This is a genomic window from Streptomyces sp. A0592, assembly GCF_004795115.1.
GTDB classification, from domain to species: Bacteria; Actinomycetota; Actinomycetes; order Streptomycetales; family Streptomycetaceae; genus Streptomyces; species Streptomyces erythrochromogenes.
Map to the genome: position 1 here is coordinate 121,372 of NZ_SSBM01000005.1, position 17,834 is coordinate 139,205.

At 70.6% G+C, this 17,834-nt stretch carries 18 protein-coding genes; 7 read left to right on the top strand and 11 right to left on the bottom strand.

Annotation, left to right across the window (positions count from 1 at the left end; all coding sequences use genetic code 11):
* Window positions 1–143 precede the first annotated feature (143 nt).
* Window positions 144–1,022 (top strand): polysaccharide deacetylase family protein, encoded by an 879-nt coding sequence (locus E6U81_RS09900; protein WP_240803738.1) that lies wholly within the window; start codon window positions 144–146, stop codon window positions 1,020–1,022.
* A 14-nt stretch (window positions 1,023–1,036) separates the two neighbouring features.
* Window positions 1,037–1,897, top strand: a complete 861-nt coding sequence (locus E6U81_RS09905) for a polysaccharide deacetylase family protein (protein ID WP_136229889.1) — start codon at window positions 1,037–1,039, stop codon at window positions 1,895–1,897.
* A gap of 388 nt (window positions 1,898–2,285) precedes the next feature.
* On the opposite strand, the gene E6U81_RS09910 is transcribed toward E6U81_RS09905, so the two are convergent.
* Window positions 2,286–2,495, bottom strand: a complete 210-nt coding sequence (locus E6U81_RS09910) for a hypothetical protein (RefSeq protein WP_136229700.1) — start codon at window positions 2,493–2,495, stop codon at window positions 2,286–2,288.
* Window positions 2,496–2,693: 198 nt separating this feature from the next.
* Here E6U81_RS09910 and E6U81_RS09915 point away from each other — a divergent pair, with 198 nt between their 5' ends.
* Window positions 2,694–3,452: a GntR family transcriptional regulator gene (locus E6U81_RS09915; RefSeq protein WP_136229701.1), complete on the top strand. Its 759-nt coding sequence runs from the start codon at window positions 2,694–2,696 to the stop codon at window positions 3,450–3,452.
* Between the two features lie 64 nt (window positions 3,453–3,516).
* Window positions 3,517–4,158, top strand: coding sequence for a hypothetical protein (locus tag E6U81_RS09920; protein ID WP_136229702.1), 642 nt, complete (start codon window positions 3,517–3,519; stop codon window positions 4,156–4,158).
* Here the strand turns inward: E6U81_RS09920 and E6U81_RS09925 are convergent.
* Window positions 4,144–4,374, bottom strand: coding sequence for a hypothetical protein (locus tag E6U81_RS09925; RefSeq protein ID WP_136229703.1), 231 nt, complete (start codon window positions 4,372–4,374; stop codon window positions 4,144–4,146). The genes E6U81_RS09920 and E6U81_RS09925 overlap by 15 nt on opposite strands.
* A complete protein-coding gene (locus E6U81_RS39740) occupies window positions 4,367–4,528 on the bottom strand; it encodes a hypothetical protein (RefSeq protein ID WP_168714596.1) in 162 nt (53 codons plus the stop codon). The genes E6U81_RS09925 and E6U81_RS39740 overlap by 8 nt, the downstream gene beginning before the upstream one ends.
* 191 nt (window positions 4,529–4,719) lie before the next feature.
* On the opposite strand from E6U81_RS39740, the gene E6U81_RS09930 reads away from it, so the two are divergent.
* Window positions 4,720–5,946, top strand: a complete 1,227-nt coding sequence (locus E6U81_RS09930; RefSeq protein WP_136229704.1) for a transcriptional regulator — start codon at window positions 4,720–4,722, stop codon at window positions 5,944–5,946.
* Here E6U81_RS09930 and E6U81_RS09935 read toward each other — a convergent pair.
* The 5 genes from E6U81_RS09935 to E6U81_RS09955 all read right to left on the bottom strand — a co-directional run bounded on the left by E6U81_RS09935 (window position 5,927) and on the right by E6U81_RS09955 (window position 11,960).
* Window positions 5,927–6,592 carry an HAD family hydrolase gene (locus E6U81_RS09935; protein WP_136229705.1) on the bottom strand — a complete coding sequence of 222 codons (666 nt, stop codon included), beginning with the start codon at window positions 6,590–6,592 and terminating at the stop codon, window positions 5,927–5,929. The genes E6U81_RS09930 and E6U81_RS09935 overlap by 20 nt on opposite strands.
* A gap of 642 nt (window positions 6,593–7,234) precedes the next feature.
* Window positions 7,235–8,629, bottom strand: coding sequence for an FtsW/RodA/SpoVE family cell cycle protein (locus tag E6U81_RS09940; protein WP_136229706.1), 1,395 nt, complete (start codon window positions 8,627–8,629; stop codon window positions 7,235–7,237).
* Window positions 8,617–9,831 (bottom strand): LCP family protein, encoded by a 1,215-nt coding sequence (locus tag E6U81_RS09945; protein ID WP_136229707.1) that lies wholly within the window; start codon window positions 9,829–9,831, stop codon window positions 8,617–8,619. Before E6U81_RS09945 ends, E6U81_RS09940 begins: the two co-directional genes overlap by 13 nt.
* A gap of 118 nt (window positions 9,832–9,949) precedes the next feature.
* The gene (locus E6U81_RS09950; protein ID WP_136229708.1) at window positions 9,950–11,287 is read right to left on the bottom strand and encodes a HAMP domain-containing sensor histidine kinase; all 1,338 of its coding nucleotides are present in this window, start codon (window positions 11,285–11,287) and stop codon (window positions 9,950–9,952) included.
* Entirely contained in the window at window positions 11,280–11,960 is a 681-nt protein-coding gene (locus E6U81_RS09955; RefSeq protein ID WP_136229709.1) for a response regulator transcription factor, read from the bottom strand. Before E6U81_RS09955 ends, E6U81_RS09950 begins: the two co-directional genes overlap by 8 nt.
* A 1,396-nt stretch (window positions 11,961–13,356) precedes the next feature.
* Here E6U81_RS09955 and groES point away from each other — a divergent pair.
* Both groES and groL read left to right on the top strand, forming a co-directional pair.
* Window positions 13,357–13,665, top strand: coding sequence for a co-chaperone GroES (groES, locus tag E6U81_RS09960; RefSeq protein WP_030011064.1), 309 nt, complete (start codon window positions 13,357–13,359; stop codon window positions 13,663–13,665).
* 112 nt (window positions 13,666–13,777) lie between these two features.
* A complete protein-coding gene (groL, locus tag E6U81_RS09965; RefSeq protein WP_031147852.1) occupies window positions 13,778–15,406 on the top strand; it encodes a chaperonin GroEL in 1,629 nt (542 codons plus the stop codon).
* Between the two features lie 64 nt (window positions 15,407–15,470).
* Here groL and E6U81_RS09970 read toward each other — a convergent pair whose 3' ends face one another.
* The 3 genes from E6U81_RS09970 to E6U81_RS09980 form a co-directional block, all read right to left on the bottom strand.
* On the bottom strand, window positions 15,471–16,181 hold the full coding sequence (locus E6U81_RS09970) for an ester cyclase (RefSeq protein ID WP_136229710.1): 711 nt from the start codon (window positions 16,179–16,181) through the stop codon (window positions 15,471–15,473).
* Window positions 16,182–16,288: 107 nt separating this feature from the next.
* A complete protein-coding gene (locus E6U81_RS09975; protein WP_136229711.1) occupies window positions 16,289–17,062 on the bottom strand; it encodes an SDR family oxidoreductase in 774 nt (257 codons plus the stop codon).
* A gap of 31 nt (window positions 17,063–17,093) precedes the next feature.
* Window positions 17,094–17,780, bottom strand: a complete 687-nt coding sequence (locus E6U81_RS09980) for an MOSC domain-containing protein (RefSeq protein WP_136229890.1) — start codon at window positions 17,778–17,780, stop codon at window positions 17,094–17,096.
* Between the last annotated feature and the right edge of the window lie 54 nt (window positions 17,781–17,834).

Below are 17,834 nucleotides of genomic sequence, written 5' to 3' on the forward strand. Positions count from 1 at the left end.
ACGTCGCAGACCGGTGCGCGGTGTCGGCCCGGAAGCCTGCGTGTCGGATGCCAGGATGCGCTGCTATGCAGCTAGTCGGACAAAGGGAAGATAAGACGCAACTGGGTCACCGGCGCGCGGCGGGTCCGCGCCGCCGGTTCGGGGTGGCCGTGGCCGCCCTGCTCGTAGCCGCCCTCGGCACGGCATGCGGCTCGGGGCAGTCGGGGGCTCCGGACAAGGCCGAGAAGGCGAAGGCCGCCAAGGGTTCCGAGGCGGGCGCCGCGGGCGCGCTCAGCGCCGCCGAGAAGGCCAAGGCGCTGCAGCAGGCGCGCGTCGCCGCGGCGAAGAAGTGGGGGCTGCGCAAGGTGCCGCTCGCCGCCCCCGCGGCGCCGAAGGAGAAGCCGCACATCAGCACCCGCGACGGCTTCGAGGTGTGGAACCACGAAGAGGACGAACTGCCCCCGGTCTTCACCACCGTCCCCACCGAGGACAAGGTCGTCTTCCTGACCATCGACGACGGCTCGGAGAAGGACCCCGAGTTCCTGAAGATGATGCAGGAGCTGAAGATCCCGTACACGGCCTTCCTCAGCGACTACCTGGTGAAGGACGACTACCCGTACTTCAAGCAGATGCAGGCCGCCGGCGTCACCCTGAACAACCACACCCTCAACCACCGCTACATGCCCGGGCTGTCGTACGAGCAGCAGCGCGAGGAGATCTGCGGCCAGCAGGACACCATCCAGAAGACGTTCGGCAAGCGCCCGACCCTCTTCCGGCCGCCGTACGGCAACTACAACGACGACACCCTCAAGGCGGCGAAGTCCTGCGGCATCAAGGCGGTCCCGCTGTGGAACGCCGAGGCGTTCACGAACCGCATGGACTACCGCGAGTGGGATCGTGACCTGCACCCCGGTGACATCATCCTCACGCACTTCCGGGGCAAGGAGGACTGGAAGGGCACGATGCCTGACATGATCCGTCATGTCATGAAGACCGTCACGGACAAGGGATACGCCGTGGCACGCCTGGAGGACTACTTGTGAGGTACGTGCGCCGGTTGGTAGCCGGAACGCTGGCGGCCGGCGCGCTCGCGCTCTCCCTGACGGGGTGCGGGGAGAGTGTGGAGCCCATCGAACGGCTGGGCCGCAAGACGACGCAGGAGCCGTCGCAGACGCCGTCCGCGTCGGCTCCCGCACCCGCGTCGCCCGCGCCGGGCGGCGCGGGCGACGAGGCGTACAAGAAGTGGGGCCTCACCGCCCCCGTCCAGTACGCGCCGAAGCCCGCCCAGAAGCCGCAGCTCCCCAAGGCGGCCGCGGGCAAGGTCCCGGTGATAGACCGAATACCCCTGCCGGCCGGGGAGAAAATAGTCTTCCTGACCTTCGACGACGGCGCGGAGAAGGACCCCGAGTTCCTCAAGATGGCGGCCGACCTCAAGCTGCCGATCAGCATGTTCCTGACGGACAGCGTGGCCTCGTCCGACTACGGGCACTTCGAGAAGCTCCGCGACAACGGCTCGGCGAGCACGGTGAACAACCACACGCTGACCCACCCGAACCTGCGGACCCTCTCCTTCGAGGCGCAGAAGAAGGAGATATGCGGCCAGCAGGACAAGCTGGAGCAGCGCTTCGGCCGGCGCCCGCCGCTCTTCCGCCCGCCCTTCGGCAACTACAACGACGACACCCTCCGGGCAGCCTCGGAGTGCGGTGTCTCGTCGATCCTCCTGTGGCGGGTGTCGATGCAGATCAACAACTTCCAGTACGCCCAGGGCTCCGCCCTCCAGCCCGGTGACATCGTCCTCGCCCACTTCCGCGGCCCGTCCGAACTCAAGGGCGCGACGGAGATCCAGATGACGACCCGCATGCTCCAGCGCATCCAGGAGCAGGGCTACAAGATCGGCCGCCTGGAGGACTACCTCTAGCGGCGGCCCGCCGGGGGGCGTCCGCACCCCCTGAGCCCGACAGCGCATCCTTACGGGAGCCGTTGCCGCCCTGGGTGTCGCGGGACTGGTCTCCATGGTGCGCGTGGCGCTGGTGAACCGAAGAACCATCCGGGAGGGGTGGTGGCAGAGGCCCGCTGCCTGGAGGCTTACGTGGTGCACAACCGCTCCTCGGACGGATACACCACCAGCCAGCGGCGGCTGATCCTGGGATTCCTGACGCCGGAGGGGCGGGGCGTGCGTGCCGAGCTGGTGGCCCATGCGCCCCACGCCGTCGGCGACACCGTGCCCGTCCGGTACCTGCCGGAGTGCCCGGCACCCGCACGGCGGCGTCCTCGAGTACCTCGGCCCGTGACCGATGGGGTGGGGCTCAGTCTGCGGGCTCGACGTTGGCGGCCGACGTGGTGAACTCCAGTCCGGACGCGCCGCGGATGTAGGCGAGCTCCACCCAGTGCTCGGTGGGGGCGTCCGAGACGTTCTCGTTGACCACGGCCATCAGCTCGCCCTCGACACCGGAAGCGATGTCGCGAACGCGTCGGTGCAGCAGGTGGTGCGGCACGTGCTCGTAGCGCTCGCTCACCGGACGTCACGGTGCTGAGGCATGCAGACCACCCCTTCAACGGCAGCCTCTCCAGAGACATTTCCACTACACCGGATCCGCCTTCCGTTCGCAACACCTCTCTAGAGAACTGCGCCCGAATGGGCTCCCGGGCTGATGCGTGCGGTGGCCCACCTCTCGCCCTAGGGTGTCTGGAGAGGAAAGGGAGTGATCGTTCTCATGACCAGCCAGGGCGCTACTCGGCAGCCGAAGTACCAGCGGATCGCCGACGCGCTGAGGAAGTCCATCCAGGCCGGCGAATACGGCCCGGGCGACCGGCTGCCGGGTGAGAACGACCTCATGGCCGCCTACGAGGTCGCCCGGATGACCGCCCGCCAGGCCCTCGGCGTCCTGCAGAACGAAGGCCTCGCCGAGGCGCGGAAGGGTGCCGGGGTCTTCGTCCGGGCGTTCAGACCCCTGCGGCGGCGCGGTCTTCAGCGGCTGGCGCAGGAGACGTGGGGTGCGGGCCGCTCCATCTGGTCGACGGACTCCGAGGACCGGGAGCTGGTCGTCGACCAGATCGACGTACGCGAAGAAGAGGCGGACGACCGCGTCTGCGACGCGCTCGGCATCACACCGGGAACCCAGGTGTGGGCGCGCAGCCGCCGCTTCGTGCTCGACGGCAAGCCGGTGCTCTTCGCGACCTCCTACCTGCCGTCGGACGTCGTCGCCGGTTCGCCCATCACCCAGCACGAGACGGGCCCGGGCGGGACGTACGCCCGGCTGGCCGAGCTGGGCCACGGCCCGGTCCACTTCCGCGAGGAGATCCGCTCCCGCATGCCGTCCGCCGAAGAGGCCGACCGGCTCTCCCTCACGATGGGCACGCCCGTCATCCGCATCGTCCGCACCGCGTTCGCCGAGGACGGCCGAGCCGTCGAGGTCAACGAAATGACCCTGGACTCCGCCTCCTACATCCTGGAATACGACTTCGACGCCTGACGGGCGGGACCGCCCGTGCGGGGCCCGGCGACCGTCGGCGGACAGAACGATCTAGGGTGTGCCGGTGAAGCCCTCCCCACCGCCGCGGATACCGGCGAACGAACTCCGGCCCAGCCGTCGCTGGTACGTCGCAGCAGGCGCGATCGCCGTCGTGCTGATCCTGATGGCCGCGGTGATCGGTGTGCTCCGGTTCAACAGCGCGACCCAGGCGGTGGACACCGGCCATCCGTTCGCCAACGGCAGGACCGTCACCCTCCGGCTCGATCCGGGGAGCGAGAAGTCCATCTGGATCAGGGACGAGGAATTCGGCCCGATCGCCTCCGCGAAGTGCAGCGTCACCGGGCCGGGCGACCCCCGCCTCACCGGTCCGGGAGTCGACGTGTTCCTCACCCGTCACGAGACCTGGAACCCGCTCTACACCATCGACGTCTCCCGAGCGGGCGACTTCGAGGTCACCTGTTCGTCCCACGCGGAATCCAAGTACGCCATCGGGGACGCCGGAGGCTTTTTCGCGCTTGCGGGCTGGCTGGCACTGGCCGTCGCTCTCGCCGTCCTCGGCATCGTCCTCTGCGCCGCCATCGTCCTCGTCACCGCCGTCCGCCGCACCCGCCACCGCAAGCGCAAGCGACTGCTCGCCGAGCGCCACCCCGCGCACGTCGACCCACAGCGAATGCCGTCTGCAGAAAATGACTCACGTCTGGCGTGACGCGGCCGAACAGGCAGGCACGATGTTGGCGACCGAGGTGGTGAACTCCCGCCCGGATGCGCCACGGATGTAGGCCAGTTCCACCCAGCATTCGAGGCCGGCTTCCGAGACGTTCTCGTTGATCACGGCCATCAACTCGCCTTCGGCGCCGGAAGCGATGTCACGGACACGGCGCCGCAGGAGCAGGTGCGGCACGTATTCGTACCGCTCACTCATCGCTCTCGACCCCGCTGGCGGCGGTGAAACGCTCGAAGCCGGCCTGCGCGCGAGCCAGGAGTTCGGGACTGGGCTGCTGGACAGCGGCGAATCCGACGCTCGGACTGTCCGGGATGTCGAGGCTCCAAACGCCGCGAGGGGTGGGGCTCGTCACGGTGCTGCTCCCTCCTGTTGGTAGCGGGTGGTGAGTCAAGACTGGACTCGTAAAGGTCGCTTGCCGAGGACCTCTCGGGGACTTCTGGCGTCGCATAAAAGGACTTCTGTGCGCTCGATGCGGTGAATCATGGGCAACAGATGCGACGTCCTGGGACAGTGGGCACATCCCGCTTTCACAAGGAGGATGAGATGCCACGTCCTACGGGCAACACGCGTCTACGCGCCGCCCGCTTGGCCGCCGGATACCGGTCCCAGCAAGACCTCATCGACGCCCTGGCTCGCAGAGGCGTGAACGTCGGTATCAAGCAGGTGCAACGGTGGGAGTCCGAAACGCCGCCCTGGCCGTACCCCGAAGCCCGCCGCGCACTCCAAGAACTCCTGGGGCAGGACATGGAGCAGCTTGGCTTCGAGCCGCGTCCCGGCACTGCGGAGTACGGGCTTTCGCCCACCCGCCTGGCACCGCCGGCCCGAGGCGCGGTCCGGAGCCAGAACGCAATGCAGCCCGCGACCGTCGCATCGGACTATCTCGCGGTCACTCGCGCCCACCGGCAGCTCTATTGGAGCGTCGCGCCCGCCACACTCCACCCGGCCGTCGTCGCACATGCAGGACTCGGGGAGGTTTTGCTCCCCGCCACAGCCGGACAGACGCACCAGACCTTGGCCGCCGCCTTGGCGGAGAGCCACCTTCTCGCAGGGCGGATCGAGTTCTTCGACCAACGCGCACCCGAGCGCGCGCGAGACACCTGGGTGCAGGCCCTGCAGGCGGCGGGCGAGGCCGACGACCCGCTCCTCGGCAGCGCGATCCTGGCGCACATGGCCTTCGTACCGGGATGGTCAGGGGACCAGCTCGCGGCCTCGGAGCGGATGATCGCAGCCCGTACCTACGCCCGCCGGGCACCGGCCTCCGCAGAGTTCCTGGCATGGCTGGACGCAGTCGAGGCCGAATGCGAGACCCGCTGTGGCAACACACGGACGGCGCTCAACCTGATCGCCCACGGCGAGGATGTGCTCACTGCCGGAGGCGCGTACGCGAGCCCGGAGTGGATGGACTGGTTCTCGGTCGTGAGGCTGGCCGCGTTCAAGGGCAATACCGAGCTCAAGGCGGGGCGTCTGCCGCAAGCCCGGGAAACACTGCTCCGCGCGCTGGCCGAGCTGCCTGCCGATTCCGACAAGCAGCGGACGGTGATCCTAGGCGACCTAGGGGCGGTAGAAGCTGCTGCGCGCAAGCCGGAGGCCGCCGCAGGGTATGCATTGCGCGCGCTCGACCTGCTCGAATCCCACTGGTACGCGACGGGGCTGGAGCGCGTCCGTGACGTGAGGCGCGCGCTCGTACCGTGGCAGCACGAGCGATGCGTCCGCGAACTCGACGACCGTCTGTACGGATGGGGTTCGGTGGTCAGCGCTCTGACGAATTGAATTCTGTGATCCGGGTCGGCAGCTCTTCGAGGGATTCGATCCGGAACGTCGGAAGTTCCAACGCCTCAGAGCTGTCCCACTGGATCGTTGCCCACGGGCCGCGGCGGATGAGCGCGGTGTGCATGCCCGCCGCGTAGCCTGGGCGGAGATCGTTGTCGACGCGGTCGCCGACGTAGAGGATCTCTTCCGGGGCGAACGGGACAACCTTTGCGACGCGGACGAAGAACTCGGGATCCGGCTTGCTGGCGCCCCAGTCGTCCGACGTCCCGATGAGGTCGACGTCATCGGCGAACAGCGAGCGCAGGATCCCACCTGCCCGCACCGTCTGGTTCCCTGCGATGCCCAGCCAGAGACCTGCCTCGCGTAGTGCCGTGAGGGCCGGCCGGACGTCAGGATAGAGGTCGCTCTCGTCGAAGTGCTCGGGCTGACCCGCCGCGGCGCGGGCCTCGCGCTCGGCCGTCAGGTCGAAGCCGGGCTTGAAGGGCTGGAACACCTCCCGGTAGTCGCGCCCTTGGGTGATGACGGCGCCGAACATCGCTGCGAAGGTATGGCGGGGGACTCCCAGCCAGTCGGCCCATGTCCCGTACTCCCTGGTCTCGTCCACGAGGCACTCGCCAACGTCGAAAACCACAGCGCGAATCGTCATGCGGTCAGCCTAATCACGGCGGGCCGCACCTAGCGCCTTCCCGGTTCGGCGGGACATACCCCAGACCTGGATGGGCATCGCCTCAGCCGTCATCTGGCGCTCGTCCTTCCCCCAAACCGCCCGCAGACGCCGTCCAAGGCGGGCGCATCAGGGCGTCTGCGGCTTATGACCAGCCCCAGCCGAACTGCAGTCGCGTGATCGAGAAGCGCCTCGCCATCGATGGCGGCTTATGCCCAGCCCAAGAGGCCTGCGGACGCCGACGGGCAGGACCGCGTAGCGATCTGGAGCGCACGGGCTCTGCCCGGGCCTCTCCGACGCCCCGATGGTGTCTTCTCCCCCGGCCCGTTCTTCTGGGGGCTTCCCGGCTGTCCTCGATTTTCCGGGGCGGGACGGGCGGTCAAGGGTGGAGCGCAGCGACATCGCGAAGCGACGCGAGGAACGAGCGCCCTTGAGGGACCGGCCCGACACGGAAGACGATAGGACGGACGGGAAACCCCCAGCACGTCACTGATGCCGCCCCGCTCAAACACCCCCCCGCACCCCCCGCGTGCTGCCGGTCCCGACCCGCTGAGGCACCGCTCGCACGCCACTACCCCGCGCTTCCCAGCCCCCGCCCCATCGGCTTCCGCCGTGCCCCGATCCCTACACCCGCACCACCGGTGTGATCGTCGTTTCCGCCGGGTCTTGGGCGTCCGCCTCGCGTTGTCGTTCCGCGCTGTCGCTGATGCGGAGGAGGAGGGCGATCATGATCCAGTTGGCCAGGAGGGACGAGCCGCCCTTGGCCAGGAAGGGCAGGGCCTTGCCCGTCAGGGGGATCAGGCCGGTGACGCCTCCGGCGACCACGAAGACCTGCAGGGCCAACGCCGCGGCCAGGCCCACCGCCAGCAGCTTGCCGAAGGGGTCGCGGGCGCCGAGTGCCATCCGCAGGCCGCGCTGCACGAGGAGTGCGTAGAGGACCAGTACGGCCATGACCCCGGCCAGGCCGAGTTCTTCGCCCACGGTGGTGAGGATGAAGTCGCTGCGCCCGGCGAACTTGATCAGCTCGGGGTGTCCCATGCCGAGGCCGGTCCCGGAGATGCCGCCCGTGCCGAAGCTGAAGAGCGCCTGCGCCGACTGGTCCGAGGTGACGCCCGGGGGAGGGTTCTCCCAGTAGACGGAGAGCGGGTTCAGCCAGGCCGCCACGCGCGCTTTGACGTGCGGCTCCGTCGAGCCGACCACGAAGGCGCCCGCCGAGGCCATGAGCAGGCCGCACACGATCCAGCTGGTGCGCTCGGTGGCGACGTACAGCATCACCACGAAGACGCCGAAGAAGATCAGCGACGTGCCGAGGTCCCGCTCGAAGACCAGCACCAGCATCGAGAGGATCCACACGGTGATGATGGGTCCGAGCTGGCGCATCGGGGGCAGCCGCATGCCGAGGAACTTCCGGCCCGTCAGGGCCAGCGAGTCGCGGTGGATCACCAGGTAGCCGGCGAAGAAGATCGCGATCATGATCTTCACGAACTCGCCGGGCTGGATCGAGAAGCCGAAGAGGATGATCCACCGCTTGGCGCCGTACGTGTCGGCGCCGAAGAACGCCGGTGCGATCAGCAGCACCAGCGCGACCGCCATCGTGATGTAGATGAACCGCTGCAGCAGCCGGTGGTCGCGCAGCAGTCCCAGCATCGCGATGCACGCGGCGACCCCGACCACCGTCCACAGCAGCTGGCCCGGGGCGTTGGCGTCCGAGTTCCACCGCTCGATGTAGCCCTGGTCGAGCCGGTGGATCAGTACGAGCCCCAGCCCGGTGAGCAGCATGGCGAGCGGGAAGACCAGCGGATCCGCGTAGGCCGCGAAGCGGCGCACGCCGAGGTGGCCCACCAGTGCCAGCAGGGTCATGGAGATGGTGAAGTCGGCGAGGTTGGGCGGGAGCTCGTCGTTCATCGCGAGGCCTGCGGCGGCGTGCCCGAAGACGGCGATGACGATGACGAGGACCAGGAGCAGCGCTTCGGTGCGGCGGCGTGCGCCCGCCGTCGTCAGGGGCCTCAGTCCACGCACGGGATGCCGCCGCCGTCCTTGGGGGAGGGTGAGGAGGCCGGTGGGGGTGATGCCTCGCGCGCCCCCTGTGCGGAGCCGGGTGCGCCGGGCTCGCTCGCCGGGGCGCTCGGCGCGCCGGGGCTTGCGGAAGCCTTGGGTCCGATCTGCTCTGCAATGAGGCGCTTTATCTTCATATCATCTACGACGTTGATGTCCTCCCCGAGGTTCCTTCCGAAGCGCTCGACGGGGAGCGTCGTGAACTGCACCCTGCCGCCGGACAGGCTCTTCGCCTGCTTCACGAACGACAGCAGGTCCCACCCCTGGTCGGTCACCACGTCCTGTTTCGCGGCGTCGATCAGCTTGATCAGCTTCGCCGGGTCCGTGAAGGTCCCGGCCGAGTTCAGCTTCTTCGTCGCACCCGCGAGGAAGGCCTGCTGCCGCTTCGTCCGGTCCAGGTCGCCGCCGTCCAGGCCGTGCCGCTGGCGCACGAAGGCGAGCGACTGCCGGCCGTCGAGGGTCTGCGGGCCGGCCGGGAAGTCGGCTCCCGAGTACCGGTCCTTGACCGCCTTGTTCAGGCACACCGGTACGCCGCCCAGCGCGTCCGCGAGGTGGTGGAAACCGGCCAGATTCAGCTCGGCGAAGTGATCGACCGGCACCCCCAGGAAGGCGCGCACCGTCGCGATCTGGGCCGCCCGCCCCGCCTCCCGGCCCTCCCGTTCCAGCTGCCGGGAGTCCTTCACGCCCGCTGCGGCGAGCTGCCCCTCCTTCCGGGCCTTCGCCAGCCCGTACGCCTTCTTGATCTTGTCCTTGCCGTGGCCGGGTATGTCGACGAAGTCGTCGCGCGGCACCGAGAAGGCCTTCGCCCGGCTGCCGTCCCCCGGCACGTGCAGCAGGATCAGGGTGTTGGCGTTGTAGCCCCCGATGTCCGAACTGCCGGCGTGCAGCTGGTCGAGGACCTCCTCGGGCAGTTCCTCGCCGTTCTGGTCCCGGCGGCTGTCCAGGCCGATGAGCAGGATGTTGGTGTCGCCGAACCTCGACTTCTCGGCTCCTTCGAGGGCCTTGGAGCTGCCGATTCCGGCGGCCAGGTCCCGATACAGGTACCAGGCGCCCCCGCCGGCCATCACCGCCAGCGTGCAGGTCGCGACCAGCAGCGTGCGGACCAGCCGCCGACGGCGGGACGGGGGGCGGCGTCGGGTCGTCGTCTTCCTCCGGTGCGCGCTCATGCCAGTCGATGGTGGGGCAGGCCCGCTGAAGGAATCCTGAGGTTCCTGAAGGGGCGTTCAGGCCTGCCGCCCCACGTCGCCCCACGCCCCCCGGCCCCACGCCCCCGGCCCCGCCCCGCTACCGGATCCGCAGCACCAGCCGCGCGCCCCCGGCGGGCGCCGGCAGCGCGCGTACGTCGCCCCCGTGCGCCCGCGCGATCTCCCGGGCGATGGCCAGGCCGAGGCCGGTGCCGCCGCAGGCCCGGCTGCGGTCCGCGTCCAGCCGTACGAACCGCTCGAAGACCCGGTCCCGGTCCGCGTCCGGGATGCCCGGGCCGTCGTCCGTGACCTCCAGCACCGCCCATCCGTCCTCCTCGGCCGCCCGGACCGCGACCTCGGAGCGGGCGTGCCGCAGGGCGTTGTCCACCAGGTTGGCCAGCGCCCGCTCCAGCCGCGGCGGGTCCCCGGCCGCCGGTACGGGCGCCCGCGCGTCCAGCCGTAGCGCGACCCGGGCGCCGCCCCGGCGGGCCACGTCCTCCGCGGCCAGCAGCGCCAGGTCCACCGGCTCGGTCCGGGGCGGCGGCCCGCCGTCGAGGCGGGCCAGCAGCAGCAGGTCCGCCGCGATCCGCTGCAGCCGCTCGGTTTCGGCCAGAGCGGCCGCGACCGACTCGCGGTCGGGGCGGTCCGCCGCCAGCGCCACCTCCAGCCGGGACCGTACGGCTGCCAGCGGATTGCGCAGCTCGTGCGAGGCGTCCGCGGTGAACTGCCGCTGCCGGGCGTCGGAGCGCTCCAGCCGGTCGAGGGTGGCATTGACGGTCCGGGCCAGCTGCGCGATCTCGTCCGCCCCGCCGGGGTCCGGGACCCGGCGGTCCAGCTCGCTGGCGCTCACCGACGCCAGCTCGGTGCGGATGGCGTCCACCGGGCGCAGCGCGCGGCCGGTCACCCACCAGGCCAGGGCCGCGGCGAAGCCGATCAGCGGGGGCGCGCCCGCCAGCAGCCCGACGGCGACGGCCCGGGTCGCGTCGTCGACGTCGCCGAGCACGGTCATCGCGTACACCGTGTGCCCGCCGGGCGCCGCGACGGCTACCACCGCGCGCCGGTGCCCGCCGGGGTGCTCGGGCGGGAGTACGGCCGCGCGGGAGTCCTCCCCGGGGCCGGGGTGCGGTGCGCCGTCCAGGCCGGGGGCGTGCCGCGGGTCGCCGCCGGTCGCGGCAACGGTCCGGCCGGCGGAGTCGCGTACGAGGACCAGGTCCACGCCGTTCTCGGGCGCGGGCAGCCGTCCGCCGGGCGGCGGGGTGCGGGAGTCGAGCTGGGCGGCGGCCCTGAGGGCGGCGAGCTCGGTGCGGCCGGTGGTGTTGTCGAGGAGGTTGGCCCGCAGCAGGGCGTGCAGCCACAGCCCGCCGGCGGCCAGCACCGCGGCCATGGCGAGGGCGGCGGCCGCGGCGGTGCGCGCCCGGATCCCCGGTCGCCTAGCCACCGTCGGGGGCCATCCGGTAGCCGGTGCCGTGGACGGTGCGGATGGAGCGGCGGCCGAAGGGGGCGTCGATCTTCTTGCGCAGCGAGGAGACGTACACCTCGACGATGTTCGGGTCGATGTCCTGCGGGGTGTCCCAGACCTCGTCCAGGATGTCCTGTTTGGCGACGGCGCGGCCGGGCTGCTCCATCAGGCAGGCGAGCACGCCGAGTTCGCGGGCGGTGAGCTCGATGTCCCGTTCGCCGCGGCGGCAGCGGCGGCCGCGCGGGTCCAGGACGAGGTCGCCGGCCTGCAGGGTGCCGCGGTCGCCGGCTCCGGCGCGGCGGGCGAGCGCCCGGATCCGGGCGGCCAGGACCACGAAGGAGAACGGTTTGGTGAGGTAGTCGTCGGCGCCGGCGTCCAGCCCCTCGGCCTCGTCGTGCTCGCCGTCCTTGGCGGTGAGCATCAGGACGGGGGTGGTGTCGCCGTGGGAGCGCATCCGCGTGCAGATGGCGTGGCCGCCTGGACCCGGGAGCATCAGGTCGAGCAGGACGACGTCGTACGGGCCGCCGGCGAGGGCCAGGTCCAGGCCGCGGTGGCCGTCGTGCGCGACGTCGACCAGGTGCCCGTCGGCGGACAGGCCGCGCCGCAGGGACTCGGCGAGGTTCTGTTCGTCTTCGACCACGAGGATGCGCACGGCTCAAGCGTCACATACCACCCGAACCGGGCCCCTGCGGGGTGCTCGGCGGGGTGGGGGCTCCGGCTCGGCCGGGTCGGTTCGGGCGGCGTGCGAGGTCCCTGCGGGGTGTCCCCTCGCCCCCTCCCCGCAGGGCGCTCGGCAGAGTGAGTGGCTCGCTCCGGCGCAGCGGGATCGAGGTCCTCGGCGAAGTGGGGGGCTTGCTCCGGCGCGACCGGGCCGACCTGGTCGGGGTACGGGGCCGCCGGGCCCCTGCGGGGTCCTCGGCGAGGTGGGGGGCTTGTTTCGGCGCGACCGGGCCGACCTGGTCGGGGTACGGGGCCGCCGGGCCCCTGCGGGGTGCTCGGCGAGGTGGGGGGCTTGTTTCGGCGCGGCGGGATCGGTCCGGTCGGGGTACGGGGCCGCCGGGCCCCTGCGGGGTGCTCGGCGGGGTGGGGGGCTTGTTTCGGCGCGACCGGGCCGACCCGTCGGGGTACGGGGACGCCACCGCGGTGTCCCCTCGACCCCTCCCCTGCGGGGTGCTCGGCGGGGTGGGGGGCTGGTTTCGGCTCGGCGGGATCGGTTCGGTCGGGGTGTGGGGCCGCCGCCGGGGTGTCTCCTCGGCTCGGCGCGTGCGGGGATGTCTCGGTTGTGGCCCGGGGGTTGCGCGCTCGTCCTGCGGGGACACCCCGCCACGTCCCCACCCCCCTCGGCCGGGCCGTGCCAGGGGCTTCCCGGGTACTTGCCGGAGCGCTGCCGTGGGGTGGGGACACGCAGGAGGGTCTCCGCAGGACGAGCGCGCAACCCAGGCCGAACGGCAGAACCGCGGCCGCCCGGCGCGAGCCGAGGAGATCCTCGTGCGGGGCACCGCCCCACCCCCCGACACCGCCAAGCCCCGCACGCGGCAGGGGCCGTCACACCGCGCAGCCCCCGGCACGGGCACCGCACCGCCCCACCCCCCGACACCGCCAAGCCCCGCACGCGGCAGGGGCCGTCACACCGCGCAGCCCCCGGCACGGGAACCGCGCCTCACCACACCGCCGAGCCCGCGCAGCGACCCCGCACGCGGCAGGGCCGTACACCGCGCAGCCCCCGGCACGGGCACCGCACCGCACCGCCCCCCCGACACCGCCGAGCCCCGCGCAGCGGCCGCGCAGGGGGGTGGGTTTGTGGGGGGCGGGGGCGGGACAGTAGTGATCCCGGGCGGGGGGCGGATCGGGCTGCGCGCAACGCCCGGAGGTCGGGAATTGGCACTCCGCTTGACCGAGTGCTAATCGCCGGAATAGTCTCGCACCTGGCACTCACCCCAGGTGAGTGCCAACACAGCGACAGGCAGGTCCGGCACCCGCGACGACGGATCGACCTGGTCGCCACCTCAGACAGTTAACCCCGGATCTCCGAAGGGGGAGGTCGGATCGTGACGACCGCCAGCTCCAAGGTTGCCATCAAGCCGCTTGAGGACCGCATTGTGGTCCAGCCGCTCGACGCCGAGCAGACCACGGCCTCCGGCCTGGTCATCCCGGACACCGCGAAGGAGAAGCCCCAGGAGGGCGTCGTCCTCGCGGTCGGTCCGGGTCGCTTCGAGGACGGCCAGCGTCTCCCGCTGGACGTCACCGTCGGCGACATCGTGCTGTACAGCAAGTACGGCGGCACCGAAGTGAAGTACAGCGGCGAGGAGTACCTCGTCCTCTCGGCTCGCGACGTGCTCGCGATCGTCGAGAAGTAATTTCGCTTCACAGCACTGCTTTGAGCTACGCCCCTGGTCACCCCGCTGATTGCCGGGCGGCGAGGGGCGTAGCTCGTTAAACCCGAGTTTTCGAGAGGGCTGAACCGCTCCCATGGCGAAGATCCTGAAGTTCGACGAGGACGCCCGTCGCGCCCTCGAGCGCGGCGTCAACAAGCTTGCCGACACGGTCAAGGTGACGATCGGCCCCAAGGGCCGCAACGTCGTCATCGACAAGAAGTTCGGCGCCCCCACCATCACCAACGACGGTGTCACCATCGCCCGCGAGGTCGAGCTGGACGACCCGTACGAGAACCTGGGCGCGCAGCTCGTGAAGGAGGTGGCGACCAAGACCAACGACATCGCGGGTGACGGCACCACCACCGCCACCGTGCTGGCCCAGGCGCTGGTCCGCGAGGGTCTGCGCAACGTCGCCGCGGGTGCTTCCCCGGCCGCCCTGAAGAAGGGCATCGACGCCGCGGTCAAGGCCGTCTCCGAGGAGCTCCTCGCGACTGCCCGTCCGATCGAGGACAAGTCCGACATCGCCGCCGTGGCCGCGCTCTCCGCGCAGGACTCGCAGGTCGGCGAGCTCATCGCCGAGGCGATGGACAAGGTCGGCAAGGACGGTGTCATCACCGTCGAGGAGTCCAACACCTTCGGCCTGGAGCTGGAGTTCACCGAGGGCATGGCCTTCGACAAGGGCTACCTCTCCCCGTACATGGTCTCCGACCAGGAGCGTATGGAGGCCGTCCTCGACGACCCGTACATCCTGATCAACCAGGGCAAGATCTCCTCCATCCAGGACCTCCTGCCGCTGCTGGAGAAGGTCATCCAGGCGGGTGGCTCGAAGCCGCTGCTGATCATCGCCGAGGACGTCGAGGGCGAGGCGCTCTCCACCCTCGTCGTCAACAAGATCCGCGGCACCTTCAACGCGGTGGCCGTCAAGGCCCCGGGCTTCGGTGACCGCCGCAAGGCGATGCTGCAGGACATGGCCACCCTCACCGGTGCCACCGTCATCGCCGAGGAGGTCGGCCTCAAGCTCGACCAGGCCGGTCTGGACGTACTGGGCTCCGCCCGCCGCGTCACCATCTCCAAGGACGACACGACCATCGTCGACGGTGGCGGCAGCCACGAGGAAGTCGTCGGTCGCGTCAACCAGATCAAGGCCGAGATCGAGTCCACGGACTCGGACTGGGACCGCGAGAAGCTGCAGGAGCGCCTGGCGAAGCTCGCCGGCGGCGTCTGCGTCATCAAGGTCGGCGCCGCCACCGAGGTGGAGCTCAAGGAGAAGAAGCACCGTCTCGAGGACGCCATCTCGGCGACCCGTGCCGCGGTCGAGGAGGGCATCGTCTCCGGCGGTGGCTCCGCGCTCGTCCACGCCGTCAAGGTCCTCGAGGGCAACCTCGGCCTGTCGGGCGACGAGGCCACCGGTGTCGCGGTCGTGCGCCGCGCCGCCGTCGAGCCGCTGCGCTGGATCGCCGAGAACGCGGGCCTCGAGGGCTACGTCATCACCTCGAAGGTCTCCGAGCTCGACAAGGGCCAGGGCTTCAACGCCGCCACCGGCGAGTACGGCGACCTGGTCAAGGCCGGCGTCATCGACCCGGTGAAGGTCACCCGTTCCGCGCTGGAGAACGCCGCCTCCATCGCCTCCCTGCTGCTCACGACCGAGACCCTGGTCGTCGAGAAGCCGGCGGAGGACGAGGGCGACGCCGGTCACGGCCACGGTCACGGCCACAGCCACTGATCGCGCTCCACGTCGAAGGCCCCGTTCCGCAGCCGCGGAGCGGGGCCTTCCCCGTGTTCGGGCCTCAGGTCCCGTAGGGCGCTCCGGTCCCGCCCATCTGGCGTTGCAGGGCTCCGGGGTTGTAGTGCCACCAGCCCTCGGTGATCTCTCCGTCCTGGCACCGGAAGGTCGTGGTCCCGGACATCTCGTACGTCTTCCCGGTCGGTGCGACCCCCATGAACTCTCCCTTGTGGGTGCCGCGCCAGTTCCACACCGTCGTGACCATGTCGCCCTCGGCCACCTGGACCGTCGGCTCGAAGGTCATGTCGAAGGCCGCCCGCCACATCTCCATGTCCGAGCGCATGCCCTCGCGCCCGATGACGGTGGACTCCTCCTTGCTGGCGTCGTGGTCGATGTAGTTCACCGCGAAGCACTCGTCGAGGACGCCCATGTCGCCGGCCATGGCGGCTTCCTGGAACACCCGGTTCGCGAGCTGTTTGTTGAGGTGCTCGTCGCGGACGACGTCGAGGTTCATGAACTTCGGCATCCCCTCGCAGAGGGACACCATCTCCTGGAACATTCGGTCCGTCTCGGGGAGCTGAGAGTTCCTCATCGCCTCCTCGTACGAGGCGAATTCCACCATGTCCACGTAGTGGTTCCGGGCCTCGCGGTCCTGGCCGATCATCGTGTGCGTGGCGGTGCGCCTGCCGCTGCTCTGCTCCGCCCAGCGGTCGATGAGCGCGTTCATCTCATCGAACCGCGTCGTCTCATAATCGATCACTTGTACGAATGTCATCGCGTCGCCTCCCGCTGGAGATAGGACATGTCCAGTTTAGGGAGAATTAGCCTGTTTGGCGGTTCCGGTGCGGGCTTCGGCGGAGGCTTACCGGCGGGTCACGAACGCTACTGGGGCCCGTACTTGCGGCCGGTGCGCGAGGACACCCCGCCCAGCAGCCCGCGCGGCGTCAGCTTCACCACGCCCATCAGCGCCTTGTACCGCGGGTCCGGAACGGACACCGTCTTCCCGCGGGCCAGGTCGGCCAGCGCCGCGGCCACCAGCTTGTCGGCGTCCAGCCACATCCAGCCGGGGATGTTGTCCGTGCCCATGCCGGCGCGCTGGTGGAACTCCGTCCGTACGAAGCCGGGGCACAGCGCCATCAGCCGGACCCCGGAGCCCGCCATGTCCCGTGCCGCGCCCTGGGTGAACTGCACGACCCAGGCCTTGCTGGCCCCGTACGTACCACGCGGTACGAAGGCGGCCACCGAGGCCACGTTGATCACGCCGCCGCGGCCGCGCGAGCGCATCGACTCCGACGCCGCCGAGGTCAGCCGCAGCACCGCCTCGACGTGCACCTTGAGCATGGTCAGCTCGTCGGCCATGGAGACTTCGAGGTAGCGGCCCTTGTTGCCGAAGCCCGCGTTGTTGACCAGCAGGTCCACGGGGTGCGTGCGGTCACCGAGGCGTTTCTCGACCGAGGCGATGCCCTCCTCGGTGGACAGGTCGGCGACCAGCACCTCGGCCTCGATGCCGTGCAGGTCGTGCAGCTCCGTCGCCTGCTCGCCGAGGCGCTTGGTGTCGCGCGCCACCAGCACGAGGTTGTGCCCCTGGGCGGCCAGCCGCCGGGCGAAGGCGGCGCCGATGCCCGCCGTGGATCCCGTAATCAACGCAGTCGTCATAGGCGCAACCTAGCCGCCCCGGATGACAGCGTTATCGCGCCCCGGCCCCGGTCCCGTACTTCTCCACGTACCGGCGCACGGTCTCGTGCGCCTCGGGCTCCATCGCCGCGCCCGCGGCCAGGGTGCTCGGCAGCAGCGTGCGCTCGGTGGTGAAGGCGCGGAACCAGAGCTGCACCGTCACCTCGTGGTCCGGGCGGTGGATGATCTCGATGGGGTCGCCGGGGGAGACGGAACCCTCCTGGATCACCCGGAGGTACGCGCCCGGCCGGGCCTCCTGGGTGAACCGCCTGACCCAGCCCGCCTCGCCCAGCGCCCCCTGGAACGTGCGGCACGGGATGCGGGCCGAGGCCACTTCGAGGACGAGGTCCGCGCCGACCCGCCAGCGGTCGCCGAGCCGCGCGGTGTTCAGGTCGATGCCGGACGTGGTGAAGTTCTCGCCGAAGAGCCCGCCGGGCAGCTCGCGGCCCAGCTCCCGCTCCCACAGGTCGAGGTCCTCGCGGGCGTACGCGTAGACGGCCTGGTGGTCGCCGCCGTGGTGGCGCCGGTTGCAGATGGCATCGCCCTCCAGGCCGCTGCCGAGGCCGGAGGCCTTGTCGCCCGGGGCGACGACGCGGACCGGGCCGGGGACGGGACGCTTGCCGATGCCCGTCACCCCGCTCTCCGCGTCGGTGTACTCGGAAGGCGTGGCGGAGCCGACGTTCACGGAGATCAGATGCATGGGACCCATGGGCACAGGCTAACCGGGCGGCCCCAAAGCGTCACAGAGGTATTC